The following is a 23,751-nucleotide window of genomic DNA, read 5'->3' on the forward strand; positions in this document are numbered from 1 at the left end:
TGTCATGAAGATGCGTCTGATCGTTGCCGGAGGGCTGCTGCTGGCCCTGTCCGGCTGCGCCACTTACGATTACGTGGGCGGCAGCGGAGGCGGCGGCAGTGGCTATTACCACGGCGCCCCGTCGACCGAATACCGCTATCCGGCCGGCTACCCCTACGGTTCGCCCTATGGCTACGGCGGCGGCTATTACGGCGGTGGCGGTGGCTATTACGGCGGGGGTTACGGTGGCGGCTACGGCTATCCGGTCTATCGTCCCTACCCCAACTACCGTCCGCCGCATCACGGCCACCGACCGCCCAACACCCGGCCGCCGAACAACAATGGTCCGCGCCCGCCCCGCCCGCCGGGCAACAACGGTGGCTCGCCGTGGCGCAACCTGGATTCGACCACCCGTCCGCGTCCGCAGCAGGGCATGAACCGCCCGTCGCCGCAGCAGCAGGTCCGCCCGGCCGCGCCGCCGCGTCCCGCCTCTGCCCCGCGTCCGAGCGGTTCGCCGTGGCGAAATTTGAACCGTTCCACAGAACGACAGGCCGAGCCGTGATCGGGTCTTGAACCTTCCGTCGGGAAGGTTCAAGCTAGACCGTCAATGACCCGCCGCGTCCAAAAGTGACAAAGCAGACGCAGCTGGTCATGCAAGCTATGTCGATATCCGATGGGAAACTCTGGATCCCCCCTGTTCCGGCCCTGTCGGATGTCGGCACCTACTAAACAACAAGGCCCCGCTCGCGCGGGGCCTTGTTGTTTAAGCCAACAGCAAAAAACTGGGCCGGACAGTCCCCCGACTGCCGGCCCGTCGCTTCCCCCTCGTGCATCTGGACCGGCCCCTGTTCCAATTCCGGTCCATAGCGCCTGAGGCGCCGATCACGCTGGGTGCTATTGGGTTATCTGCAGGTAGCGTGCCAACTTTAGGGTTGATTTGAAAAAGCGACCTGACCGCCTCGTCCGATTGGCGTTAAAATCGCCACCTGCCGCTTCCGGCCCCGCATTGCATGAGCCATGACTGATTCCTTCCATCGTTACGACGTCATCGTCATCGGCGGCGGCCACGCCGGCACCGAGGCCGCCCTGGCTGCGGCGCGCAGCGGTGCGCGCACCCTGCTGCTGACCCACAACATCGAAACCGTGGGCGCCATGAGCTGCAACCCGGCCATCGGCGGCATCGGCAAGGGGCATCTGGTCAAGGAAATCGATGCGCTGGGCGGGGCCATGGCCCATGCGGCCGACCGCGCCGGGATCCAGTGGCGCACCTTGAATGCTTCCAAGGGCCCGGCGGTGCGGGCGACCCGCTGCCAGGCCGACCGCAACCTGTACCGCATGGCGATTCGTTCGCTGGTGGAGGCGCAGCCGAACCTCACCGTGTTCCAGGCCGCCGTGGATGATCTGGTCATCGAAGGCGACCAGGTGCGCGGCGTGCTCACCCAGACCGGGCTGCGCTTCGATGCAGCGGCCGTGGTGCTGACTGCCGGCACCTTCCTGGCCGGCAAGATCCATGTCGGGCCCACCCAGTACGCGGCCGGCCGCATGGGCGATCCACCGGCGACCACGCTGGCGGCCCGCCTGCGCGAGCGCCCGTTCCAGGTGGACAGGCTGAAGACCGGCACCCCGCCGCGCATCGACGGCCGTTCGCTGGACTACAGCGTGATGGACGAGCAGCCCGGCGACGATCCGCGCCCGGTGATGTCCTTCCTCGGCTCGGTGGATGAGCATCCGCCGCAGGTCAGCTGCTGGATCACCCATACCAGCGCGCGTACCCACGACATCATCCGCGAGTCGCTGCATCGCTCGCCGCTGTACAGCGGCCAGATCGAGGGCATCGGCCCGCGTTACTGCCCGTCCATCGAAGACAAGGTGGTGCGTTTCGCCGAGAAGGAAAGCCACCAGATTTTCGTCGAACCGGAAGGCCTGGGCATCGTCGAGATCTACCCCAACGGCATCTCGACGTCGCTGCCGTTTGATGTGCAGCTGGCCATGGTGCGCAGCATCCGCGGCTTCGAGAACGCGCACATCACCCGCCCCGGCTATGCCATCGAGTACGACTACTTCGATCCGCGTGGGCTTAAAGCGTCGCTGGAGACCAAGACCGTGGGCGGCCTGTTCTTTGCCGGCCAGATCAATGGCACCACGGGGTACGAGGAAGCCGCCGCGCAGGGGCTGCTGGCCGGCCTCAACGCGGCGCGCCAGGTGCGTGGGCTGGACGGCTGGTGCCCGCGCCGCGACGAAGCCTATCTGGGTGTGCTGGTGGATGACCTGATCACCCATGGCACCACCGAGCCGTACCGCATGTTCACCAGCCGCGCCGAGTACCGGCTGCAGCTGCGCGAAGACAATGCCGACCAGCGGCTGACGCCGGTGGGCCGGAAGATGGGCCTGGTGGACGACCGGCGCTGGGCCGCCTTCGAGACGAAGCAGTCTGCCGTGCATGCCGAGAGCGCGCGCCTGCGCGCGGTGTGGGCGACGCCGGGCAACGCGCTGGGCCGCGAAGTCGAGCAGGTGCTGGGCGTGGCGGTCAGCCGCGAAACCAACGTGCTGGACCTGATCAAGCGCCCGGAACTGGATTACGCCAAGCTGATGCAGGTGCCGTCGCTGGGCCCCGGCGTGGCGGATGCCAAGGTGGCAGAACAGGTGGAGATCGGTGTGAAGTACGCCGGCTACCTGGACCGTCAGCGCGACGAGATAGAGCGCCAGCAGCGCCATGAGTCCACCCCGATCCACGACAGCTTCGACTACGCCATCGTGCGTGGACTGTCGGCCGAAGCCCTGCAGAAGCTGGAGCGCGTGCGGCCGCAGACCATCGGCCAGGCGCAGCGCATTCCCGGCATGACCCCGGCGGCGATCTCGCTGCTGCTGGTGCACCTGGAGCGTTCGCGCCGCGGTCGCGTCGCCTGATACACCGAACACGGTGGCGCCGAGCCCTGCTTGGCGGCTGCCTGCCCGCCGCTGCGTTCGCCGAGCTTGGCTCGGCGCTACATTGGAGAATCCCTTGACCCCACTACGTCCCTTCCGCGACAAAATGCCGGTACTCGGCGCGCGCGCCTATGTGGATCCCGCCTGCACGATCATTGGTGATGTCGAGCTGGCCGAGGATGTGTCGGTATGGCCGGGCACGGTGATCCGCGGTGACGTCAACTTCGTCCGCATCGGTGCCCGCACCAATGTGCAGGACGGCACCATCATCCATGTCAGCCACCACAGCCCCTTCAACAAGGCCGGGTATCCGACGCTGATCGGCGAGGGCGTGACCGTGGGTCATGGCTGCATCCTCCATGCGTGCACCATCGGCGACTACAGCCTGATCGGAATGGGCGCGTGCATCCTGGATGGGGCGCGCGTGGAGAAGCACGGCTTCGTCGGCGCCGGTGCGGTAGTGGGACCGGGCAAGGTGGTGGGCGAAGGCGAGTTGTGGCTGGGCAACCCGGCACGGCCCTCGCGGTTGTTGAAAGACAGTGAGATCGAAGCGCTGCATTACTCGGCTGATCATTACGTGCGGTTGAAGGATGAGTACCTGGGCGCGTCGTGATGCCGTGAGTGGTGCCGATGGTTAGAGCCGCCTGGTAGAGCCGACTTCAGTCGGCTGGCCTCTCGCGCGTTGGTGGGGCAGCCGACTGAAGTCGGCTCTACCTGGCGGCTCTACCATTGGCGGGGCGCGGGTCTGCTAAAGTCGAGCCCCGACCAGGATGACGTCGAGATTTCCATGCCCGTGGCGCCCTGCCGGAGAGCAACCCGGCGCCTTCCCTCATTACGCGTGGCCTGTCGATGACCGCCGCGACGATGCTGGATACCTACCGCGAGGTGGTCACGCCGGAAGGCGTGCCGCTGCAGCTGCGTGCGGCCGGTCCCCTGCCGCGTGCGGTGGCATGGCTGGTTGACCTGGCCATCCGTGGTGCCGCGCTGGTGCTGCTCTCTTTCCCGTTGATGCTGCTTGATGAGCTCGGCCGTGGCATCTATCTGGCACTGATGTTCCTGCTCAACTGGGCCTATGCCATCGTGCTCGAGGCGGTGTGGGGGCAGACGCTGGGCAAGCGGGCGATGGGGCTGCGGGTGATTGCGCGCGATGGGGCACCGGTCGGGTGGAGCGGTGCGGTCACCCGCAACCTGCTGCGCACCGTGGACATGCTGCCGTTCGGTTACGCCGTCGGGCTGGTGAGCAGCCTGTTCGATGCGCACGGCCGGCGGTTGGGTGATCTGGTCGCCGGCACGCTGGTGGTGCATGGCGATGCATCCCCCCGCCACGCACCCGCCACCATCGACAGCGCCTTGCCGCCGCCGGTGCCGCTGCAGCCGCAGGAGCAGTCCGCCGTGATCGCCTTTGCCGAGCGGGCGCCCCTGCTCTCACCCGCACGCCAGCAGGAGCTGGCCGGCATCGTCACCCCGTTGACCGAAACCGGCGGCCAGGTCGGTGTGCTGCGCCTGTATGCGATGGCCAACTGGTTGCTGGGCCGCCGATGAAACAGGAACAATTCGTCGCCCGCCACCAAGGGGAATGGGAAGCACTGGAGGCCTGGCTGCAGCAGCGTGCCCATCTGCGTGCCCGCACACGTGCACGCGTGGCTGCCGATCCCACCCTGCCCGCGGATGCGGAGTTCCCGCAACGCTACCGAAGGCTTTGCCAGCAGTTGGCGCTGGCCCGCCAGCGCGGGTACAGCCCGCAGCTGGTGGAGCGCCTGCAGCAGTTGATGCAGCGCGGCCACACGCTGTTGTATCGCACCCCGGCCTTCCGCTGGCGCAGCGTGCTGGAGTTCCTGTTAGCTGATTTTCCCCACCTGGTGCGCAGCCAGGCGACGGTGATGTGGGTGGCGCTGGCCTTGTTCACCGTGCCGCTGATCGCCAGCTTCGTGCTGGTGCAGCTGCACCCGGATCTGATCCACCTGCTGATGGACAGCGCGCGCGTTGCACAGATGGAGCGCATGTACGATCCGTCGTCACCGAACCTGGGCCGCGACAGCGGCACCGACTGGATGATGTTCGGCTACTACATCATGAACAACATCAGCATCGGCCTGCGCACGTTTGCCAGCGGCCTGCTGGCCGGCGTGGGCACGGTGATCGTGCTGTTGTTCAACGGCATCACCATCGGCGCGGTCGCCGGCCACCTGCAGCATGTCGGCCACGGTGATCCGTTCTGGCGTTTCGTGGTCGGCCACGGTGCCTTCGAACTCACCGCGATCGTGATCGCCGGCGGGGCGGGCCTGCAACTGGGCATGCGCCTGGTGGCGCCGGGGCGCAAGCGCCGCATCGATGCGCTGGTGGAGGGCGGCCGCATCGGCGCGCGACTATGCCTGGGCATCGCCGCGATGCTGCTGGTGGCGGCGTTCATCGAAGCATTCTGGTCCTCCATCGCCGCGGTGCCCGCATGGGGCAAGTACAGCGTGGCGGCAGTGCTGTGGTCGCTGGTGGGGCTGTGGCTGTGGCGCGGCGGCCGGGGCGAGGCGCAGCATGCGGATTGATCAGCTCAACGTGGTGCTGCGTGCCCGCAGCAGCTGGGAAGCAATGGAACTGGGCACTGCACTGGCGCGCCGGCAGTGGCGGGCGGCGTGGGGCGCGTGGCTGCTGGCCAGTGCACCGGTGTTCCTGTTGGCCAATGCGCTGGCGTGGTGGCTGGGTGCCGGATTCGGTTGGGCGTGGCTGCTGCTGTGGTGGTGCAAGCCGGCGTTTGAACGGGTGGTCCTGTACGTCCTGTCGCGTGGCGTGTTCGGTGAACCGGTCACCGCGTGGCAGGCGCTGCGTGCGCAGCCGGGCTGGCAGGTCGCCGGCTTCTGGGGTTACCTGGGGTGGCGGCGCTTCAGCGCGGTGCGCAATGTGTGCCTGCCGGTGAACCTGCTGGAAGGCACGGACGCCGCGCACCGCGGTCAGCGCCGCCGCGCGGTACTGTCTGCCGCCGCCGGTCCATCGATGCTGCTCACGGTGCTGTGCATGGGCTTCGAGGCCGTGCTGGTGATCGGCGCGTTGACGGCCGTTTTCATGTTCGTACCGGTGGAACTGCTGTCCGATTCGTGGCGCGCAGCGTGGGAGCTGGTGCGTCAGGACACCCCCGCTTGGGCGAAGTTCGGTATGAACCTGCTGCTCTGGCTGGCGGCCAGTGTGATGGGGCCTTTCCACGTCGGTGCCGGGTTCGGACTCTATTTGAACCGACGCACGCAGATGGAGGCCTGGGACGTGGAGATCAGCTTCCGCCGCCTGCGCGAACGGCTGCAGCAGGCCATGCCGCTGTTGCTGCTGGTGGTCCTGTTCGCGCTGCCTGTTGCCACTGTGCCGGTGCATGCACAGCAAGCGCACGCACACGACGATGCAGGCGCGGCGGATGAGGAGCGGGCAGAAGAGGCTTCCGATGACGACGAGGAGGAGCCGCCGGCCATCGATCCCGCTGACACGCCGGCTGGCATCTTCGGTGACGTGCCCGTGGACACGGCGGGCTTCCGCCAAGCCGTGCAGCGCGCTTACGAAGATCCGCTGCAGCGCCCCACCCGCTCCATCAGCGAGTGGGAACCCCGCAAGAAGGACGACGACGAAGAGGCCAAGCGCAAGGAGCGCGAACGACTGAAGCGCGAGGCCGACGAACAGTCGGCGAAGCAGATGTCCGGTGGTGCGGCGAAGATCGCGGCGATGGTGGCCGAATGGGGCCTCTGGCTGCTGCTGGGCATCGTCGTCGTGGCGCTGCTGCTCACTGCGCGGCGCTGGTTGCCCTGGCTGAGCGGATCGGCGCGGCGCAAGGCCCCGGCCGCGCCTGCGGTGAGCGAAGATTCGATCGTGCTGCCCGAGGTGGTGCCGCCGGATGTGGCCACGCGTGCACGTGCGCTGTGGGCGCGCGGCATGCCACGTCAGGCACTGGCCCTGCTGTATCGCGCCAGCGTCGGCACGGTGGTGGAGCGGACTGGCGTGGCCTTGCCACCCGGCGCAACCGAAGCCCAGGTGCTGCGTGCATCGCGGCGCATGCCGGACGCGCGTGACCGCGACCTGTTCGCGGCGATCGTGCGCATGTGGCAGTACGCCGCGTATGGCAACCGGCTGCCCGACCACGCCGATTTCGAAACGCTGGCCGACGCACTGCAGGCGCAGTACCGGTGGCCGGCATGAAGGCGCGGGTGGTGTGGTCGTTTGTGATCGGGCTGATCGTGCTGCTGGCGGTGCCGCTGGTGGTGCTGTTCCTGCGCACGCACGAAAAAGTGACGCGCACCGAGGTGATGCCGCCGCAAGGCGAGGCCAGCTACAACCCGTTGTACGTGCTCGGCCAAGCGCTGCGCGCCGACGGCCTGCAGGCAGAGTCGCGGGCCCGGCTGGACCTGGCGGCGATGACGCTCGCGCCGGGCGATACAGTGGTGCTGCTGCAGGACAGCGGTGAACTGGCGCCCTCGCAGGTGGATACGCTGCTGGCGTGGGTGAAGCGGGGCGGCCACCTGCTGGTGCGCACGCCCCCCACCGGCGAAGACACCACGCGAAACGAGCCTTTGCTGTTGCAGCGCCTGGGCGTGGAAAGCCTTGGATTCGGCAGTGCCTGCCAGCGTTTCCATGTGGACGATGACACCGGCCACGTGGAGTTCTGCAAGGGTCGTCGCTTCGATCTGACCGAGGCGGCGTACGCACAGGTGCAGCGTGAGTGGGGCAGCGAAGACGGCTTCGTGTTCGCTCGCCTGCGCCATGGCCAAGGCAGGGTCGATGTGCTGGCGGACATGGACTTCATGCGTGGCGTACCTGAAACCACCTCGCTGCTCCCGGCTGCACTGCGGCCGAGCAAAGACCTGGAGCAGCCGCGCGATGGCCTGCACGACCGTGCGCACCGCGACCTGACCCGCCATCTGCTGGCGCCGAATTACGGCAAGGGCACCGTGTGGCTGGTGTATGCCAGCCGACCGCCCTCTCTATGGGCGCGCATCGTGCTGCAGGGTTGGCCGGTCTGGTTGCCGTTGCTGCTGGCGTTGCTGGGCTGGTTGTGGGCGCGCGCGCAGCGCTTCGGCAGCGTGCAGCCTTCGCCGGTGGCAGAGCGCCGCTCCTTGCTGGAACACGTGCGCGCCAGTGGTGAACTGCTGCTGCGCCAACGCCAGGGCCCGCGACTGCATGCGGCCGTACGGGACCTGTTCCTGCGTCGGCTGCAGGCCCGTGCACCGCTGGCGGCCACGCTTGAGGGTGCCGCACAGGAACAGGCCATCGCCGCCTTGCTGCAGTGGCCCGTCACCCGCGTACACACCGCGCTGGCACCGCCAGCCGCCAATGACCAGACCGCGCTGAAAGCGCGGATCACCCTCCTGCTGCAGATGAGAAGCCTGCTATGACCGAACTGGACTCTTCCCCCTCCGTGCCGCCGCCGCTGGCTGCCGTATCGGCCGCAGCCGACGTGCTGGAACGCGTGGACGCCGTACGCGAAGCCGTGGGTCATGCCTTCATCGGCCAGCCAGAGGTGCTCGACCAGATCCTGATCGCACTGCTCGCGGGTGGCCATGTGCTGATCGAAGGCGTGCCCGGGCTGGGCAAGACACTGCTGGTGCGTGCGCTGGCACAGGCGTTGGAGCTCGACCACGGACGTGTGCAGTTCACCCCCGACCTGATGCCCAGCGATGTCAGTGGCCACGCGGTGTACGACCCGAAAAGCGAAAGCTTCAAGATCCGTCGCGGCCCGGTGTTCACCAACCTGCTGCTGGCCGACGAGATCAACCGCGCGCCGGCCAAGACCCAGTCGGCCCTGCTGGAAGTGATGCAGGAAGGCCAGGTCACCATCGAAGGGAAATCGTTCGCGCTCGCGCCGCCTTTCATGACCCTGGCCACGCAGAACCCAGTGGAACAGGAAGGCACCTATCCGCTGCCGGAAGCACAGCTGGATCGTTTCCTGCTGAAGATCGTCATCGATTACCCGGGATTGGAAGACGAAAAGCGCATGGTCGATGCAGTGACCACCGGCCGCAGCGCCAGCGACTTCGACCTGCAGCGGGTGCCCCGCGTACTCAACGCCGGGGATGTCGTGGCGTTGCAGCAGGCCACCGCGGCGATCACCGTGGACGCCGAAGTGATCGACTACGCGGTGCGCATCGTTGCGGCCACACGCAAGTGGCCCGGCATCGCCCTCGGCGCAGGCCCGCGCGGCAGCATCGCGCTGGTGCGTGCGGCACGCGCACAGGCGCTGCTGGCCGGCCGTGACTTCGTGACGCCGGACGATGTGCGCGATATCGCCCGGCCGGCGCTGCGCCATCGCATCGCGCTGGCACCGGAGCTGCAGATCGAAGGACAGGGCGCCGACGATGTACTCGGTGCACTGCTGGCCAAGGTGGATGCACCGCGCCGATGAGGCCTGCCCTGCCCCTGCTCGGATGCCTGCTGGTGTGGGCCGGCGTAGGCGCTGCCGTGCTGGCCGGCTGGCTGCCGCGCTGGAGCTGGCAGGCCGTCTTGGCGATCGTGGTCGCGGTAGCGTTGGTGGACCTGCTGCGTCTGCGCAGGCTGCCCTCGCCGAGCGTGCAGCGGCAGCTTCCCGAAGCACTGGCATTGAACGTGCGACGTGCAGTGCAACTGACCCTGCAGGCTGAGCGCACGCTGCGGCTGGACGTGTTCGATCTGCTGCCGGGCGCCTGGCAGAGCGAGGGCATGCCGCGGCGTCTGCGCCTGCGTCCCGGGTTTGCCGCCACGCTCGACTATCACGTGCAACCGCTGCAACGTGGCCACTTCCGCTTTGACGGCGTACAGGTGCGCCTGCACTCACCGTGGCGGCTGTGGCGGCAGCAGCGCGTCGTGCCGCCTGCGCTCGATGTACGCGTATTCCCGAACTTCGTGCCGCTCACACGCTTCGCCTTGTTCAGTGCCGAACAGGCCTCGCGGATGGTCGGTGCGCACCTGAAGCGGCGCCGCGGTGAAGGCACCGATTTCCACCAGATGCGCGAATACCGCATCGGCGACAGCCTGCGCCAGATCGACTGGAAGGCGACGTCGCGTGCACGGCGATTGGTGTCGCGCGAGTATCAGGACGAAAAGAACCAGCAGATGCTGCTGGTGCTCGATTCTGGCCGAAGGATGATGGCCAGTGATGGCGGCCTGTCGCACTTCGACCAGGTGTTGAACGCCGCCTTGGTGCTTGCCTATCTGGCCCTGCGGCAGGGCGACGGCGTGGGCCTGCATGCGATGGGCGGCGAGCAGCGCTGGGTGGCGCCGAAACGCGGCATGGGCACGATCGATGACCTGCTGCGCGCCAGCTACGACCTGCAACCGCAGCCAGTGGCGACGGACTACCTGGCCACCGCGACACAGCTGTCGGTGCTGCAGCGCCGTCGCGCGCTGGTGATGCTGGTGACCAACGTGCGCGACGAAGATATCGAAGACCTGCTGGCCGCGGTGAAGCTGCTGCAGCGCCGGCACCTGGTGTGCGTGGCCAGCCTGCGCGAGCAGGTGCTGGACCACGCGTTGCAGGGTCCGGTGCAGACGGATGCCGATGCCGCACAGGCCGGCGCGGCGGCCCTGTACCTGGAACAGCGCGCGCAGGCGCATGATGCGCTGCGCGGACACGGCGTGATGGTGCTGGATGTCACCGCCGACGCCCTGCCCGGCGCGCTGGTAGAGCGCTACCTGTCGGTCAAGCGCGACGGCTTGTTGTAGCCGGTTTCAGACGTAGATCTGCGTCGGCGCTTCGTCGATGATCGCGTGCGGAACGAACCGCGACGTATCCCGGGTGATCGCGCTGTCATCCTCGCGGATGCCGATGCCACAGGCCTGGTCGCCGATCACCCAGCTGCCGATCAGTGAATAGCCGCCTTCGAAACGGGTCAACGGATGCGCCTGCTGGATGATCGCCGGACCGTGGTACGGGCCGTCGCTGCGCTGCGTGGTGCCGTCGGCCAGATGCATTTCGATGTTCGCGCCTTCGCGCGAGAACAGCGGCTTGCGTACCCACCCCGCGCGCAGCGTACTGCCATCGTCGAAGTGCGATTCCAGCAGGTTCGGGTGCCCGCGATGACGCTCCCACAGCAAGGGCAGGATGCCCTTGTTGCTCAACACCGCCTTCCAGGCCGGCTCCAGCAGCTGCAGGCCGGATGTCGGCAAGGCGCGACCGAACTCCTCGGCCATCAGGTCTTCCAGCGGATACAGCTTGAACAACGTGCCGATCACCGTGTCGTCCACCGCGGTGAAGCGCCCATCGTCGGACAGCCCGATGTCTTCCACCGCGATGCCTTCGCCATGCAAGTTGGCCTGGGCGGCGCAATCACGCAGGTACTCCACCGTGCCGACGTCTTCCTGCGAACTGCCCACGGCGCTGAAATACAGCGGCGGCGGCAGTCGGGAAGCAAGCTCACCGAAGCGTTCCACCAGTGCTTCATGCAGCGCATTGAACTGGTCAGCGTGCGCCGGCAGGCGGCCGGCGTTGCGCTGTTCTTCCAACCACTGCCACTGGAAAAAGCTGGCCTCGAACAGCGAGGTCGGGGTGTCGTAGTTCAGCTCGTACAGCTTGGCCGGGCCGGTGCCGTCGTAGGCCAGGTCCAGGCGTCCATACAGGTGCGGCTGGCGCTGGCGCCAGCTGTCGGCGATCCAGTCGCGGTAATGCGCCGGGATCGCCAAGCGTTCCATCAACGTATCGGAACCGACCACCTCCTCCACCAGCGCCATTGCCATCTGGTGCAGCTCGGCGCTGGGGTCTTCGATGTCCTGCTCGATCTGCCGCAGGGTGAAGGCGTAGTACGCCGTTTCATCCCAGTACGCCTGACCATCGATGGTGTGGAAGCGGAAGCCGGCTTCTTCGGCCCGAGCGCGCCACTGGGGGCGCTCGGCGATACGGACACGCTGCATCGGTCAGCCGCCGAAGCTGCCGCCGCTACGGCGCGCACTGGTGCTGCCGAAGCCGGCGCGGCTGGCGGTGGTGGCGCGGTTCGGCTGGTTGGTGACCGGCGCCAGGCCGGCCTTGCCCGCGCCGATGCCGCTGGCGGTGTTCAGGCCGCCGCTGCCACCCGGGGCTGCACGCGCCCACCCGGCGTTCTTGTCCTGGAAGGCCGGGCTGGCGGCCGCCGGTTGCTGGGCCAGGCCCGCGCGTCCGCTGTTCATCATCTGCGACATGAAGAAGCCCATCATCATCGGCCCGATGAAGGACGTACCGGCCGAGGTGCGCTGCTCCACGCACTGCTCCGGCTTGTAGTCGGCTTCGCAGGCCGCCTTGTCGGCGTACTTCGGCGCGGCATCGGCAGACTGCTGCTGGGCGGCGGCGAACGCGTTGCGGCACGCCGACGGATCAGCCGTGGCCTCGGTACAGGCCTGCACGGAGGTATACAGCCCTTCCTGCACCTGCACCTGTTCTTCCTTCTGGCAGGCGGTGAACAGCAGCGGTGCGGCGCTCATCAACAGCAGCGCGGTGGTGCGGGAACGTTTCATGGCCTCATGCCTCTCATGCGGGTCAACCCCACAATAATGCCGCATCAGCGGCTGCAACCAAAGTCGGCAAAGCACACAACATGAACGGTGGGTCAGATCGACACTGGCCCGGTGGTTGCAAACGCAACCGGAAAAATTGGGCATCATCCAACGACACCCACGTCGTACGGCCCGCCCGTTGCTGCCAGCCCATGCCTGATTACCGTTCACGCACCTCCACCGCCGGCCGCAACATGGCCGGCGCCCGCGCCCTGTGGCGTGCCACCGGCATGAAAGACGGCGATTTCCACAAGCCGATCATCGCCATCGCCAACTCGTTCACCCAGTTCGTGCCCGGCCATGTCCACCTGAAGGACCTCGGCCAGCTGGTCGCGCGCGAGATCGAGCAGGCCGGCGGAGTGGCCAAGGAGTTCAACACCATCGCGGTGGATGACGGCATCGCCATGGGCCACGACGGCATGCTGTACTCGCTGCCCAGCCGCGAGATCATCGCCGACTCGGTGGAATACATGGTCAACGCGCATTGCGCCGATGCCATCGTCTGCATTTCCAACTGCGACAAGATCACCCCCGGCATGCTGATGGCCGCCATGCGCCTGGACGTGCCGGTGATCTTCGTGTCCGGCGGGCCGATGGAGGCGGGCAAGACCAAGCTGTCCGAGCACAAGCTCGACCTGGTGGATGCGATGGTGATCGCCGCCGACGACAGCGCATCGGACGAGAAAGTCGCCGAGTACGAGCGCAGTGCCTGCCCGACCTGTGGATCGTGCTCGGGCATGTTCACCGCCAATTCGATGAACTGCCTGACCGAGGCCCTGGGCCTGTCGCTGCCCGGCAACGGCACCACACTGGCCACCCATGCCGACCGCGAGCAGCTGTTCCGCCGCGCGGGCCGGGTGATCGTGGAACTCTGCCACCGCTGGTATGGCGGTGAAGATCCGCGCGCCTTGCCGAGCGGTATCGCCACGGCCGCCGCGTTCAACAACGCGATGACACTGGACATCGCGATGGGGGGGTCGACGAATACCATCCTGCACCTGCTCGCTGCAGCACAGGAAGGTGGCGTGGACTTCGACCTGACCCACATCGACGCGCTGTCGCGGCGCGTACCGCAACTGTGCAAGGTCGCGCCGAATACACCGGAGTATCACGTCGAAGACGTGCATCGCGCCGGCGGCGTGTTCGGCATCCTCGGCGAACTGGATCGCGCCGGCCTGCTGGATACGTCCGTTCCGACCGTCCACAGCACCACGCTGGCCGATGCGCTGCAGCGCTGGGATGCCACCCTGACCGACGACGCCAAGGTGCACGAGTTCTTCGCTGCAGGGCCGGCCGGCATCCCGACCCAGGTCGCCTTCAGCCAGTCAACGCGCTGGCCGTCGCTGGACCTGGACCGCGCCGAAGGCTGCATCCGCTCGCTGCAGCATGCGTATTCGCTGGAAGGCGGCTTGGCCGTGCTGCGCGGCAACCTGGCGTTGGATGGCTGCGTGGTGAAGACCGCCGGCGTGGATAAATCCATCCATGTGTTCGAAGGCCCTGCCCGCGTGTTCGAAAGCCAGGACGCCGCAGTGGCCGGCATCCTCGGTGATACGGTAGAGGCCGGCGACGTGGTGGTGATCCGTTACGAGGGCCCCAAGGGCGGCCCGGGCATGCAGGAGATGCTGTACCCGACCAGTTACCTGAAGTCCAAAGGGCTGGGCAAACAGTGCGCGCTGCTGACCGACGGCCGCTTCTCCGGCGGCACCTCGGGGCTGTCCATCGGCCACGTCTCGCCGGAAGCGGCTGCTGGCGGACTGATCGGCCTGGTGGAGGACGGCGACCGCATCCGCATCGACATTCCGACCCGCGGCATCCATCTGCTGGTGGACGAGGCCACCTTGGCCACGCGCCGCGACAAGGCCGACAAGCGCGGCTGGAAGCCGCTGGAAGCCCGCCCGCGCAAGGTCACCAGCGCCCTGAAAGCCTACGCGCTGCTGGCCACCAGCGCCGACAAGGGCGCCGTACGCGACACCACCCTGCTCGACTGACGAGGAGGCCTCAGCACGGTAGCGCCGAGCCATGCTCGGCGGCCTTTCGAGCCCGGCCCTCAGCGCGTTGCCAGCGCGGCCGGGTGATGGCACAGTGCTGGAAACGACTTAATCCCCTCCGTCCCCTTTTTCGACAAGGAAGTTGTGATGGCGTTGATTTCACTCGTGCTCGCCGCCGCGCTGGCCGGCGGCGTGCAGGCGCCCACCGAGGCGGACTGCAGCGTGGACCGCAAGGCGATGCTGGCGTTGTCGTTCGAGGCGTTCGATCAGGACCTGCAGGGCGGCTGGCGTACGTTGGGCGAAGCAAAGGGCTGTCACGCCGAAGCGGCAGACCTGATTGCCGAATACCGCAGGGTCCATCAACCGCAGGAAGGCAACGTGCTGACATGGCACGAAGCGCAGATGCGGGCGAACGCCGGCCAGTCCGCGGCCGCCGTGCCCTTGATGCGGCAGTCACTGCGCGGTCCAGACGGCGAGGCAAGCGGCTGGAACGCCAATGTCGAAGGAAGCATCGCCTTTCTTGAACGGGACAACGCCGCCTTGCAGCGCGCTGTCGCCAAGCTTGCCGCAACACCCCCGCCACCGGGCCTTGATGTGAAGGACGGAAAGTTTCTTATCACCGATCCGGAAGGCAACAGCGTGGAAATCCGATGGCCCGCGAACCTGGACGTGCTGCAGGCGCTGCAACGCTGTTTTGACACGCCGTATCTGCAAGCGATGCAGACCTGCAAGCAGTAAAAAGGGGACGGAGGGGATTAAGTCGTCTTCAGCACAGCCTGCAGATGGCAGGGTGGCAATTACGACTTAATCCCCTCCGTCCCCTTTTTCGGTGTACCGCCCCGGTCAGCCGATCACGCGCTTGAACGGGGGGAGCGCGTCGATGATGCGCTTGCCGTAGCGGCGGGTCAGCAGGCGGGAGTCGAGGATGATCACGCGGCCGGTGTCGGTGCTGGTGCGGATCAGGCGGCCGGAGAACTGGGTCAGCGTGCGCAGGGCATGGGGCACGGCAATCAGGTTGAAGGCGTTCAGGCCGCGGGCTTCAAACCATTCGCTCAACGTGGCGGTCTGTGGATCGGTGGGCACGGCGAACGGCACCTGGGTGATCACCACCGTGGTGCAGGCTTCACCGGGCAGGTCCAGGCCTTCGCCGAAGGAGTTCAGCCCGAACAGCACTGACCCCTCGCCCTCGGCGACACGGCGCAGGTGTTCATCGATCAGCCGCGTCTTGGACATCTCGCCCTGCACCAACACCTGCTTGCGCTTGGCAGCGGGCATCAGGCCGGCGACCTTCTCCATCTTCCAGCGCGAGGTGAACAACACCATCGAGCCCTTCTTCCAGTCCAGTTCCTTGGCGAGGTAGCGCGCCACTTCGCGTGGATGGCCATCGCGGTCATCCGGCGTCACCGGGAACTGCGGCACGATCAACTCGGCCTGGTTGGGCAGGTCGAACGGCGAGGACAGCGACACCATCTCGGCGTCCTCGGGGATGCCGTTGTCGATCGCCAGCGACTGGAAATCACCGCCGCCGGTCAACGTGGCGGACGTCATCACCACCGAATCCACTTCGTCCCACAGCAACTTGCGCAGCACGTGCGCGGCCGACACCGGTGAGCCGTGCAGCACCAGGTCGCCTTCGCGCGTGGCGGTGATCCAGCGTGCCATCGGCGGTGCGCCATCCCTGTCTTCGCGACGCCACGCCTGCCACAGGTTGTACTGGCCTTCGATCATCTCCAGCGCCATGCCGAGGTTGCGCTGCAGGCGTTCGCGCGCGGCATCATCCGGCTTGCCCTTGGCGACCTGCGCGTTGGCCGCGTGCGCCCAGTTGAACAGGCTGCGGGTGTCGTCGGCCAAGGCCTCGATCGGCTCGCGCCACGCTTCGGGCAGGCGACCATTCGCCGCGCGCCACATCGGTTCCTCGTCGGCCGGTGCCGGCATCCACAGCGCTTCGACGTGATCGCGGAACGCGCGCAGCTGCTTGGCCACGTTGGTGGCCACGTCGATGGCTTCATTGGGCAGCAGGTTGCCCAGGCGGTCCTTGTCCACCGCGCGGTACGCCCCGGCGATCAGGATCTGCAGCCGGCCCACGCGCTTGGCCATGTCATCCAGCGCCAGACTGGCTGCGCCCTGGTCGATCGCCACATTGCCGATGTGGTGGCCTTCGTCCAGCACCAGCAGCATGTCCGACGGTGCGGCGATCATCGGCTGACCGTTGTCGCTCTCGCCGATGGACAGGGCCGACAGCAGCAGCGCGTGGTTGGTGACCACGATCTGCGCATCCCGCACGGTGTTGCGTGAGCGCAGCACCGCGCACTGCGCCGAGTACGCGCAGCGCCTGCCCGCACACGCGGATGCCGGCGTGGTAATGCGCCCACGCAATCCGGGACTGATGGTTTCCGGGGCGTTGTCGATGTCACCGTCCCAGCTGCCGGAGGTGAACGCCACCGTCAGGCGCGCGGCGATGTCCATTTCAATCGGGGCCAGCGGGCGGTCGTACAGCGGCTGCTCGTCTTCGAACATGCCACCCTGCGATGCCTCTCCCTGCGCTTCGGCGGCGTTGCGGGTGCACAGGTAACGCGTGCGCCCCTTGGCCAGTGCCACGGTCGCCTCCAGGCCGGTGGCCTTGAGGAAATTGGGGATGTCACGCTCGACCAGCTGCGACTGCAGCGCGACGGTGCCCGTGCTGATCACCAGCTTCTTCTTGGTGGCCAGGGCGATCGGCACGCCTGCCGTGAGGTAACCCAGGCTCTTGCCGACGCCGGTCGGTGCCTCCACCACGCCCACGCCCCCGCTCTTGGCCAGCGCACGCGATACCACGCCGATCATCTGGCTCTGCGAGCGGCGGGTGGCAAAGCCGGGGGTGTTGGCCTGCAGCGTGGTGTAGGCCTTGCGGATCGAATCCTTCAAGGCGTCATCAAGCGCACGCGGGACGGCGACGGGTTCGGTCACGCCAAGGTTACCGTTACAGGATCAGGCCGCGTATTGTCGCACGCCGGGCCCGCGCGCCCGGGCCAGCACGCTGAACCTGTCAGCGTGCTGCGGGCGGGTCCCCGCCATGGCGCCGGCACCGCAGCAGGGTCAGGCCGGGCGCGGCACGCCACCCCGCAGTGCGCGGGTCAGCGCCCACACGATCAGGACCAGACCGAAGGCCTCCAGCAGCGACAGGACGAAGTGGACGACGCCGAAGATCATGTTCATGCCGGAGATCGACTCGTAGCGGCCCATGCTGACCAGCACCATCGGTAGCATGGACGCCAGCAGCCCGATGACCGTGGTCACTGCCAGCAACAGCAGGCCGGCCAGGGCCCCACTTCGCACCGGCCCGCGTGGTACATCCATCACCCAGACCACGCCGACGGTCAGCGCGATCAACACCGGCAGGCGCACACCCACCAAGCTCAACACGGTCATCAGCAGATCGGTACCTTCCATGCTTAGTCCTCCAGGTTGTGGCTGTCGGCACGCAGCTCGGCGTAGACCGCATTGGTATCCGGGCGCACTTCGTGCCACTGCTGGAAGCTCTCGGCGGCCTGCTCCACCAGCATGCCGAGGCCATCGACGGTGTTGCGGCATTCTGCCGAGCGCGCCCAGGCCAGGAAGGCGATGGCGGCGTCGCCGTAGTTGAGGTCAACGGCGGTGGTCATGCTGTTGACCAGCGACAGGGGCAGTTTGAAGGTAGCCGCAGGATCGCGTCCGGCCGAGGTCGCGTTGACGATCAGCTCGAAGTCGCCGAGGTCATGCAGGTCGTCCCAGTAGCGGCTGAGCGCACGGCCCGGCTCACCCATCGCGTCGATAAGCTCATCGGCCCGTTCTGGCGTGCGGTTGACGACCACCAGCTCGCGGATGCCGGCGTCCAGCAGCGACGGGGCGACGCTGCGGGCCGATCCACCGGCACCCAGCAGCAACACGCGACGACCGCGCAGGTCCTGGCCATGGCGATCGGTCAGGTCGCGCACCAGCCCCGCACCGTCGGTGGTATCGCCATGCCAGCGATCCCCCTTGCGCAGCAGCGTGTTGACCGAGCCGGCGCGGGTAGCGCGTGCGGTACGCGTGGTGCACAGCGCATAGGCCGCTTCCTTGTGCGGCAGGGTCACGTTGGCGCCACGACCGCCGTCCGCCGCGAAGGCGTCAAGCGCGGCGAGGAAAGCGTCCGGCGCGGCGTCGATGGCGCGGTAGTCCACGGCGATGCCTTCCTGCCGACCGAAGGCGGCGTGGATGTCAGGCGAACGGGAGTGGGCAATGGGGTGGCCAAAGACAGCGTAGCGATCGGTCATGGAATCCTCGGAGGGTTCAAAGGGGACGCCCTACACTGGGCGGCCCTGTACTGCCTGGACGTGGACGATGCGAACTGCCCTGCCCCTGTTGGCGATTGCCGCCAGTTTACTCTTCGCCCCCGTGGCGGTGGCGTTGAATGAGTTCGGCATCGAGGGCATGGGGGTCGTGTCGACCAAGGCCAACGAAGGCCGGGCCAGCATCAGCGCTGATGGACAGCACATCGTGTTCGCCAGCGACCGCAGCGCTGGCGTGGGCGGCTGGGATCTGTGGCAGGCGACGCTACGCGAGGGTCGCTGGCAGGATCCGCAGCCGCTGGCCTTCAACAGCGCCGGCGATGACGTGGACCCCTATTTCAGCCGCGACGGGCGTTGGCTGCTGTTCGCCTCGGACCGCAACGGGGGCCTGACGCTGTACCGGGTGGCCATCGGCAGCGGCGGGCGCTTTGGCATGCCTGAGACATGGCGAGATCCAGCTGACGCCGCGCCGGAGCGCGCGCCCGCACTGAGTGCCGATGGCCTGCACTTGCTGTTCTCGCGACAGCGGGGCAAGGGGCATGGCTGGGATCTGTTCGCGGCACCTGTAGTCGACGGTCGGCGCGGGGCTGCCATTGCGCTTGAGGGGTTGAACACTGCCGCTGACGAGAGCGACGGCGACTGGCTGGGACGCGACGGCGCGGTGGTATTCACGCGTGCCATCGGTGACACGGCACAAGTGTGGCGCAGTGGCTGTGCGTGGACCGGCGAGGCCGTGCAGCCGGTCGTGCTGTCGTTCAATACTGCGGACGGCCACACTGCCACCCCGGTCGTGGACAACGCCAAGCCGGGCGAGTTGATGCTGGTCAGCCGCAGCGCGCGTGCGCCACGTGCTGGCGGCACCGATGTCTACCGGATGATGACGCCGCGGGTGGAGCCGGTCGCGGGTTGTGGCCCGACGGTGGGCGCGGCGAGTGCCGGCGTCCGATAGAGCGGTCTGCCGGAGGCATGCCCGCGCTCCGCCCGTACGGGTGCAGCCAAGGCGTCAGCCCATTCGATGCATCACCGATGGATCCTGCTGCACGCACGGGTCGGCCTGCACTGTGCTCGGCTCTCGCGCCATCGGCTCGATGCGCGCGAGGCGGGCCAATGAGGCATCCGCGGGCACCGCCAGTGCATCGTCCGTCCCCATCTGTGCACGCAGGTGCGCCGGATCGTTCATGGCGCCCTGCACCACGATGACGTCCGCACCCTGCGCCGCCCTTTCTGTAGCGCTGCTCAGCACGATGTGGTCGATGTGATCAAAGCCGTTTGCCTTGGCGAGGCAGGCCACACTCGCTGCCATGCGTTCGCTGTGCGCGTCGTAGCCGCGTCCCAGGCTTTCTTCCAGGTGCTGCATGGCATCCTGCGCCTGGGCGAACAAGGGGTCGGAGTGTGCATCTCCTGCGGGCGCGTCATGCAGTTGCGCCTGCCCATCGAGAAGTGCGGGCGAAGCGGGGTTGCGGGCGGAGTTCACCGCCGGTGGAAAGATCGTAGGGGCGATGCGCTGCAAGGTGGCCGCATCGAGGTCGCCGCTCTGCGGCAGTTCTTCGGCCGCTTGGTAGTTGATGACCGCCCTCTGCATCGACAAGCGGTAGGTCCCATCCTCTGCGAGCCGCTCTCCGTCTGCGCCGCGAAATCCGCCCTCGTTCAAGCGCTGCTGCACGATCCGCACGACCCCGTTCGATTCGCCGACGCGCGTGACGCCATCATCGACGACCGCGCGCGGTTCGATCCCTGTGCCACGGTCAGCCGGAACCAGTGCCAAGCGGCCGCTGACGAGGTCTTCAACGTAGTTCGCGTACTGCTGATACTGTCCGGTGTCGACTTCCATGTGGACATGCTTGCGTCCGTCCCGACCCAGACCGACGGCTCCCTGCGTACCCAGCGTCTGTCCATACTGGACGGTGTCGCCCACGCTGACATCGATCGGCTTCAGGTGGCGGATCCTGGCCAGCAGTTCACCGTCCTTCCGGTCAAGGATATCGACCAACCCTTGCCCGGGGATGACCCTGCCGACATATCCGGCGAAGGGAGCGGGCACGTCGACGTCGCGCGCACCGCGGCCGAATGGAGCGGTCCGACTGTCTTCCAGGATGAAGTCTTTTATGAGGAGCACCTGGTCCGGGCCAATTGGACTGAATTTGGCGTCGGACTGGCGGGTTTCGAGCTCTTCCAGCTTGCCTCCGATCAGTCCGTAGCTGCGATGTCTGGCATCCTCTACTTCAGTCGGCAGGCCGCCTTTTATTTCGGCGCCAGCATTCGAGATCGGATGGTGCGTGACGAGGCCCTCGAACTCACGCACGGCGACATTTCCAGTCTTCCGATCGTATAGCTGAGCAACGCGGTAATTTCGACGATCACCCACTCCCTTGACCTGAGTCATCTGAACATCCTTCAACAGCACGGACATTCAACGTGCAAGGCTAGCGGCAGCGGCGGTAGTACTTGGTAAATTCTCCATCTGTAATCGTCAGATGATCTCCCTTCAGGACATAGATGTCGCTGGTCACTATCTGCGGAGCGACATCGTTATCAGTCCGAATGACCCACACGGCGGGCACAACGGAAACCCGACGCACCTTGGTTGGGATTTCATTATTCTCATAGCCACGAATCGATGACGCGTCTATCCACTTGGGCGAATCCAGATCCGGTTCAAGTGGCAAGCTGCAAGGATCTGGCCCCAAGTCCCATGTCCCCCAGAGCGCCTTCGGCATCCGTACCGCGTCGGCTGCCACAGTGGTCGAAGACAGCGTCAGCGCGCCCAGCATCAGGAGGGTTGGCCAGCAGGAATAGCGCATGGAGATCCCCAGCAGATGCCGAATCGGCACCGGTCGACCTTAGCGGCTGGGGCCGTCCTTCGTCAGAGCCACCGCCGACGTCTGCGGTCATTCGGGGCATTGGATGCAGAGGTTGACGGCCAGCGGCCGTCACTACCAAGGCGCGGCGTCACTATCAGGAACGACGCCGTCAGTACCGATGATCAGCCTGCGAGCAGCTTTGCGCGTGCCTGCTGGTACTCCGCTTCGCTGATGGTGCCCTTGGCCTTGCGCTCATCGAGTTCGGCCAGGGCCACCTGACGCGCGGCCGAGGGCAGTTCGGGCTTCTGACGGCTCTGGCGAAACGCGGCCAGCGCAAGCCACACGATCAACGCGCCGAATACCACCACGCCGATGATCCAGATCATCCAGTGGCCTGTGCCCAGAATTTCCATCGTTCCGTTCTCCTCGTGCCGAAGCGGCTATTGTCAGCGCTCGTGCAGCCAGCGTGCTACCTGCGGTGCGAAATAGGTCAGCACGCCATCAGCACCTGCGCGCTTGAAGCACATCAGGGACTCCATCACGCACGCGCGCTCGTCCAGCCAGCCATTGGCAACGGCGGCCTTCAACATCGCGTACTCGCCACTGACCTGGTACGCGAACGTCGGGACGCCAAAGGTCTCTTTGACCCGGCGAACGACATCCAGATATGGCATGCCCGGCTTGACCATCACCATGTCCGCGCCTTCCTCCAGATCCAGTGCGATCTCACGCATCGCCTCATCGCCGTTCGCCGGGTCCATCTGGTACGTCTTCTTGTCTGCCTTGCCCAGGCTGCCGGCGCTGCCCACCGCATCGCGGAACGGGCCGTAGAACGCCGACGCATACTTCGCCGAGTACGCCATGATGCGCGTGTTGATGAAGCCTGCGTCGTCCAGTCCGCGGCGGATGGCACCGATGCGGCCGTCCATCATGTCCGATGGCGAGATGACGTCGACGCCGGCCTGTGCGTGCGACACCGACTGCCTCACCAGTGCGTCGACCGTGATGTCGTTGAGCACGTAACCGCTGTCATCGATGATGCCGTCCTGCCCGTGCGTGGTGTACGGATCCAACGCCACGTCGGTCATCACGCCCAGCGTGGGGAAGCGTTCTTTCAATGCGCGCACGGCGCGTTGCGCCAGCCCGTCATCGGCCCAGGCAGCCTCCGCGTCCAACGACTTCAGCGCCGGATCGATCACCGGGAACAGGTCGAGCACCGGGATGCCGAGCGCGACTGCGTCCTCGGCTACTTTCAGCAGCTCCTCGATCGACAGCCGCTCCACGCCCGGCATCGAAGGAATCGCCGTGCGTCCTGCATGCTCATGCACGAACACCGGGTAGATGAGGTCGTCCACGGTGAGCGTGTTTTCGCGCATCAGTCGACGTGAAAAATCATCGCGACGCATGCGGCGGGGGCGGTACAGAGGATGGGACATGAGGGGGCTCCGTCGGGATATCAGGTCACTGCAGGCGATAGTCGCGCGGCAGCAGGGGTTCGGGTAGCGGGCGCTGGCCCAGCGCATCCAGGCGGGCCACCGAGCGCGATTCCAGAATCAGCTGCCCATGGCTTTCGGCCCTCCCACCATCGCTCGTAGCAGGCGCTGTTGCGGAAGCCCAGGAAGATCGACAGCACCAGCCCAAGCAGGGCAAAGGGTGCAGATGACACGCGCTCGATGCCCGGCACATCGCCCAGGTCGGCCACCGCAGCGACCCCGATCGCCAGCAGCAGGATCGCCACCACCTTCGGTGCCACCGCCGGAACGATGGACCCGCGCAGGATGTAGAGAAGCTGCCAGCCGTGGGGACGTGGGCGGATGATCATCAGTAATGAGGGGCGTCGCGCGCCAGAGCCGGGCGCAGGCGATGGCGCGCGCCATCAGAAGCGCCATTGTACGCCCGCTCCGACGACGCGCTCAGCCGCTGCGACGCATCGTCGCACCTGCTGCAGTCAGACGATGCCGCCGCCCAGGCCGAGGCGGAAGATGCCGACCACGATGACGATGCCGTTGAGGATCAGGCCGGTCCAGGCACGGCCCCGTTTGCTGGGATGGGTGAACAGGATGCCGATCGCCGCGACCACCGCGCCTACTGCCGCGAACGGAATCAGAAACCAGTTGCCCCAGCCCAGCAGCGGCACCAGCGCGATGACCATCCACCCCAGTGCCACGATGCCCCACAACAGACTGATCAGTCCCATGCGCCCTCCTCGCCAATGGATTGGGCCCCACCATAGCTGGTCGCGTGGGAACCGGATAGGCCCGCCGAAGCTTGCCATCACGCTCACCACCCCGGTGCTAGCGTCGCCTCAGG

At 66.9% G+C, this 23,751-nt stretch carries 23 protein-coding genes; 12 read left to right on the plus strand and 11 right to left on the minus strand.

The genetic code is table 11. The features are described from left to right. Window positions 1-4: 4 nt before the first annotated feature. From ICJ04_RS16995 to ICJ04_RS17035, 9 genes are all read left to right on the plus strand, one after another. The gene (locus ICJ04_RS16995; RefSeq protein WP_188327375.1) at window positions 5-541 is read left to right on the plus strand and encodes a hypothetical protein; all 537 of its coding nucleotides are present in this window, start codon (window positions 5-7) and stop codon (window positions 539-541) included. A gap of 455 nt (window positions 542-996) precedes the next feature. Beyond that, window positions 997-2,886 carry a tRNA uridine-5-carboxymethylaminomethyl(34) synthesis enzyme MnmG gene (gene mnmG, locus ICJ04_RS17000; RefSeq protein ID WP_188325340.1) on the plus strand — a complete coding sequence of 630 codons (1,890 nt, stop codon included), beginning with the start codon at window positions 997-999 and terminating at the stop codon, window positions 2,884-2,886. Window positions 2,887-2,980: 94 nt separating this feature from the next. Further along, window positions 2,981-3,517, plus strand: coding sequence for a gamma carbonic anhydrase family protein (locus ICJ04_RS17005; protein ID WP_188325341.1), 537 nt, complete (start codon window positions 2,981-2,983; stop codon window positions 3,515-3,517). Window positions 3,518-3,753: 236 nt separating this feature from the next. Next, window positions 3,754-4,446: an RDD family protein gene (locus tag ICJ04_RS17010; RefSeq protein WP_223202927.1), complete on the plus strand. Its 693-nt coding sequence runs from the start codon at window positions 3,754-3,756 to the stop codon at window positions 4,444-4,446. Further along, window positions 4,443-5,444: a stage II sporulation protein M gene (locus ICJ04_RS17015; protein ID WP_188325342.1), complete on the plus strand. Its 1,002-nt coding sequence runs from the start codon at window positions 4,443-4,445 to the stop codon at window positions 5,442-5,444. The genes ICJ04_RS17010 and ICJ04_RS17015 overlap by 4 nt, the downstream gene beginning before the upstream one ends. Further along, entirely contained in the window at window positions 5,434-7,071 is a 1,638-nt protein-coding gene (locus ICJ04_RS17020) for a DUF4129 domain-containing protein (protein ID WP_188325343.1), read from the plus strand. The genes ICJ04_RS17015 and ICJ04_RS17020 overlap by 11 nt, the downstream gene beginning before the upstream one ends. After that, on the plus strand, window positions 7,068-8,264 hold the full coding sequence (locus ICJ04_RS17025; protein ID WP_188325344.1) for a DUF4350 domain-containing protein: 1,197 nt from the start codon (window positions 7,068-7,070) through the stop codon (window positions 8,262-8,264). The genes ICJ04_RS17020 and ICJ04_RS17025 overlap by 4 nt, the downstream gene beginning before the upstream one ends. After that, on the plus strand, window positions 8,261-9,271 hold the full coding sequence (locus tag ICJ04_RS17030; RefSeq protein ID WP_188325345.1) for a MoxR family ATPase: 1,011 nt from the start codon (window positions 8,261-8,263) through the stop codon (window positions 9,269-9,271). The genes ICJ04_RS17025 and ICJ04_RS17030 overlap by 4 nt, the downstream gene beginning before the upstream one ends. Continuing rightward, window positions 9,268-10,566, plus strand: a complete 1,299-nt coding sequence (locus ICJ04_RS17035; protein ID WP_188325346.1) for a DUF58 domain-containing protein — start codon at window positions 9,268-9,270, stop codon at window positions 10,564-10,566. The genes ICJ04_RS17030 and ICJ04_RS17035 overlap by 4 nt, the downstream gene beginning before the upstream one ends. Before the next feature lie 6 nt (window positions 10,567-10,572). Here ICJ04_RS17035 and ICJ04_RS17040 read toward each other — a convergent pair whose 3' ends face one another. Together ICJ04_RS17040 and ICJ04_RS17045 are read right to left on the minus strand one after the other, a co-directional pair. Further along, entirely contained in the window at window positions 10,573-11,751 is a 1,179-nt protein-coding gene (locus ICJ04_RS17040; RefSeq protein ID WP_188325347.1) for a glutathionylspermidine synthase family protein, read from the minus strand. Window positions 11,752-11,754: 3 nt separating this feature from the next. Next, complete coding sequence (locus ICJ04_RS17045; protein ID WP_188325348.1) at window positions 11,755-12,327, minus strand: DUF1190 domain-containing protein; 573 nt, start codon at window positions 12,325-12,327, stop codon at window positions 11,755-11,757. A gap of 191 nt (window positions 12,328-12,518) precedes the next feature. Here ICJ04_RS17045 and ilvD point away from each other — a divergent pair, with 191 nt between their 5' ends. Both ilvD and ICJ04_RS17055 read left to right on the plus strand, forming a co-directional pair. Beyond that, a complete protein-coding gene (gene ilvD, locus ICJ04_RS17050) occupies window positions 12,519-14,354 on the plus strand; it encodes a dihydroxy-acid dehydratase (RefSeq protein ID WP_188325349.1) in 1,836 nt (611 codons plus the stop codon). A 147-nt stretch (window positions 14,355-14,501) separates the two neighbouring features. After that, a complete protein-coding gene (locus ICJ04_RS17055) occupies window positions 14,502-15,092 on the plus strand; it encodes a hypothetical protein (protein WP_188325350.1) in 591 nt (196 codons plus the stop codon). 105 nt (window positions 15,093-15,197) lie between these two features. On the opposite strand, the gene dinG is transcribed toward ICJ04_RS17055, so the two are convergent. The 3 genes from dinG to aroE form a co-directional block, all read right to left on the minus strand. After that, window positions 15,198-17,300: an ATP-dependent DNA helicase DinG gene (dinG, locus tag ICJ04_RS17060; protein WP_188325351.1), complete on the minus strand. Its 2,103-nt coding sequence runs from the start codon at window positions 17,298-17,300 to the stop codon at window positions 15,198-15,200. A gap of 129 nt (window positions 17,301-17,429) precedes the next feature. After that, the gene (locus ICJ04_RS17065) at window positions 17,430-17,783 is read right to left on the minus strand and encodes a hypothetical protein (protein ID WP_188325352.1); all 354 of its coding nucleotides are present in this window, start codon (window positions 17,781-17,783) and stop codon (window positions 17,430-17,432) included. A gap of 2 nt (window positions 17,784-17,785) precedes the next feature. Next, window positions 17,786-18,625, minus strand: a complete 840-nt coding sequence (gene aroE / locus ICJ04_RS17070) for a shikimate dehydrogenase (protein ID WP_188325353.1) — start codon at window positions 18,623-18,625, stop codon at window positions 17,786-17,788. 67 nt (window positions 18,626-18,692) lie between these two features. Here aroE and ICJ04_RS17075 point away from each other — a divergent pair, with 67 nt between their 5' ends. After that, window positions 18,693-19,589 carry a PD40 domain-containing protein gene (locus tag ICJ04_RS17075; RefSeq protein ID WP_188325354.1) on the plus strand — a complete coding sequence of 299 codons (897 nt, stop codon included), beginning with the start codon at window positions 18,693-18,695 and terminating at the stop codon, window positions 19,587-19,589. Window positions 19,590-19,643: 54 nt separating this feature from the next. Here ICJ04_RS17075 and ICJ04_RS17080 read toward each other — a convergent pair whose 3' ends face one another. From ICJ04_RS17080 to ICJ04_RS17105, 6 genes are all read right to left on the minus strand, one after another. Beyond that, window positions 19,644-21,023: an XVIPCD domain-containing protein gene (locus tag ICJ04_RS17080; protein ID WP_188325355.1), complete on the minus strand. Its 1,380-nt coding sequence runs from the start codon at window positions 21,021-21,023 to the stop codon at window positions 19,644-19,646. Between the two features lie 40 nt (window positions 21,024-21,063). Continuing rightward, window positions 21,064-21,441, minus strand: coding sequence for a hypothetical protein (locus ICJ04_RS17085; RefSeq protein ID WP_188325356.1), 378 nt, complete (start codon window positions 21,439-21,441; stop codon window positions 21,064-21,066). A 182-nt stretch (window positions 21,442-21,623) separates the two neighbouring features. Further along, window positions 21,624-21,854: an SHOCT domain-containing protein gene (locus ICJ04_RS17090; protein WP_188325357.1), complete on the minus strand. Its 231-nt coding sequence runs from the start codon at window positions 21,852-21,854 to the stop codon at window positions 21,624-21,626. 33 nt (window positions 21,855-21,887) lie between these two features. After that, window positions 21,888-22,877 carry a porphobilinogen synthase gene (hemB, locus tag ICJ04_RS17095; RefSeq protein WP_188325358.1) on the minus strand — a complete coding sequence of 330 codons (990 nt, stop codon included), beginning with the start codon at window positions 22,875-22,877 and terminating at the stop codon, window positions 21,888-21,890. A gap of 20 nt (window positions 22,878-22,897) precedes the next feature. Then, complete coding sequence (locus tag ICJ04_RS17100) at window positions 22,898-23,263, minus strand: bestrophin family protein (RefSeq protein ID WP_223202928.1); 366 nt, start codon at window positions 23,261-23,263, stop codon at window positions 22,898-22,900. A 126-nt stretch (window positions 23,264-23,389) separates the two neighbouring features. Next, window positions 23,390-23,638 carry a hypothetical protein gene (locus ICJ04_RS17105; RefSeq protein ID WP_188325359.1) on the minus strand — a complete coding sequence of 83 codons (249 nt, stop codon included), beginning with the start codon at window positions 23,636-23,638 and terminating at the stop codon, window positions 23,390-23,392. Between the last annotated feature and the right edge of the window lie 113 nt (window positions 23,639-23,751).

The organism is Stenotrophomonas sp. 169, assembly GCF_014621775.1.
In the GTDB taxonomy this organism is placed as follows: domain Bacteria; phylum Pseudomonadota; class Gammaproteobacteria; order Xanthomonadales; family Xanthomonadaceae; genus Stenotrophomonas.

What these genes read in the sequence shown, in the direction of transcription:
- ICJ04_RS17090 (WP_188325357.1), bottom strand. Translation starts at nt 21,854, where the DNA reads ATGGAAATTCTGGGCACAGGCCACTGGATGATCTGGATCATCGGCGTG.
- ICJ04_RS17015 (WP_188325342.1), top strand. Translation starts at nt 4,443, where the DNA reads ATGAAACAGGAACAATTCGTCGCCCGCCACCAAGGGGAATGGGAAGCA.
- ICJ04_RS17075 (WP_188325354.1), top strand. Translation starts at nt 18,693, where the DNA reads ATGCGAACTGCCCTGCCCCTGTTGGCGATTGCCGCCAGTTTACTCTTC.
- aroE (WP_188325353.1), bottom strand. Translation starts at nt 18,625, where the DNA reads ATGACCGATCGCTACGCTGTCTTTGGCCACCCCATTGCCCACTCCCGT.
- ICJ04_RS17065 (WP_188325352.1), bottom strand. Translation starts at nt 17,783, where the DNA reads ATGGAAGGTACCGATCTGCTGATGACCGTGTTGAGCTTGGTGGGTGTG.
- ICJ04_RS17025 (WP_188325344.1), top strand. Translation starts at nt 7,068, where the DNA reads ATGAAGGCGCGGGTGGTGTGGTCGTTTGTGATCGGGCTGATCGTGCTG.
- ICJ04_RS17040 (WP_188325347.1), bottom strand. Translation starts at nt 11,751, where the DNA reads ATGCAGCGTGTCCGTATCGCCGAGCGCCCCCAGTGGCGCGCTCGGGCC.
- ICJ04_RS17020 (WP_188325343.1), top strand. Translation starts at nt 5,434, where the DNA reads ATGCGGATTGATCAGCTCAACGTGGTGCTGCGTGCCCGCAGCAGCTGG.
- ICJ04_RS17105 (WP_188325359.1), bottom strand. Translation starts at nt 23,638, where the DNA reads ATGGGACTGATCAGTCTGTTGTGGGGCATCGTGGCACTGGGGTGGATG.
- ICJ04_RS17100 (WP_223202928.1), bottom strand. Translation starts at nt 23,263, where the DNA reads ATGATCATCCGCCCACGTCCCCACGGCTGGCAGCTTCTCTACATCCTG.
- ICJ04_RS17085 (WP_188325356.1), bottom strand. Translation starts at nt 21,441, where the DNA reads ATGCGCTATTCCTGCTGGCCAACCCTCCTGATGCTGGGCGCGCTGACG.
- mnmG (WP_188325340.1), top strand. Translation starts at nt 997, where the DNA reads ATGACTGATTCCTTCCATCGTTACGACGTCATCGTCATCGGCGGCGGC.
- ICJ04_RS17080 (WP_188325355.1), bottom strand. Translation starts at nt 21,023, where the DNA reads ATGACTCAGGTCAAGGGAGTGGGTGATCGTCGAAATTACCGCGTTGCT.
- hemB (WP_188325358.1), bottom strand. Translation starts at nt 22,877, where the DNA reads ATGTCCCATCCTCTGTACCGCCCCCGCCGCATGCGTCGCGATGATTTT.
- ICJ04_RS17055 (WP_188325350.1), top strand. Translation starts at nt 14,502, where the DNA reads ATGGCGTTGATTTCACTCGTGCTCGCCGCCGCGCTGGCCGGCGGCGTG.
- ICJ04_RS17035 (WP_188325346.1), top strand. Translation starts at nt 9,268, where the DNA reads ATGAGGCCTGCCCTGCCCCTGCTCGGATGCCTGCTGGTGTGGGCCGGC.
- ICJ04_RS16995 (WP_188327375.1), top strand. Translation starts at nt 5, where the DNA reads ATGAAGATGCGTCTGATCGTTGCCGGAGGGCTGCTGCTGGCCCTGTCC.
- ICJ04_RS17045 (WP_188325348.1), bottom strand. Translation starts at nt 12,327, where the DNA reads ATGAAACGTTCCCGCACCACCGCGCTGCTGTTGATGAGCGCCGCACCG.
- ICJ04_RS17030 (WP_188325345.1), top strand. Translation starts at nt 8,261, where the DNA reads ATGACCGAACTGGACTCTTCCCCCTCCGTGCCGCCGCCGCTGGCTGCC.
- ICJ04_RS17010 (WP_223202927.1), top strand. Translation starts at nt 3,754, where the DNA reads ATGACCGCCGCGACGATGCTGGATACCTACCGCGAGGTGGTCACGCCG.
- ilvD (WP_188325349.1), top strand. Translation starts at nt 12,519, where the DNA reads ATGCCTGATTACCGTTCACGCACCTCCACCGCCGGCCGCAACATGGCC.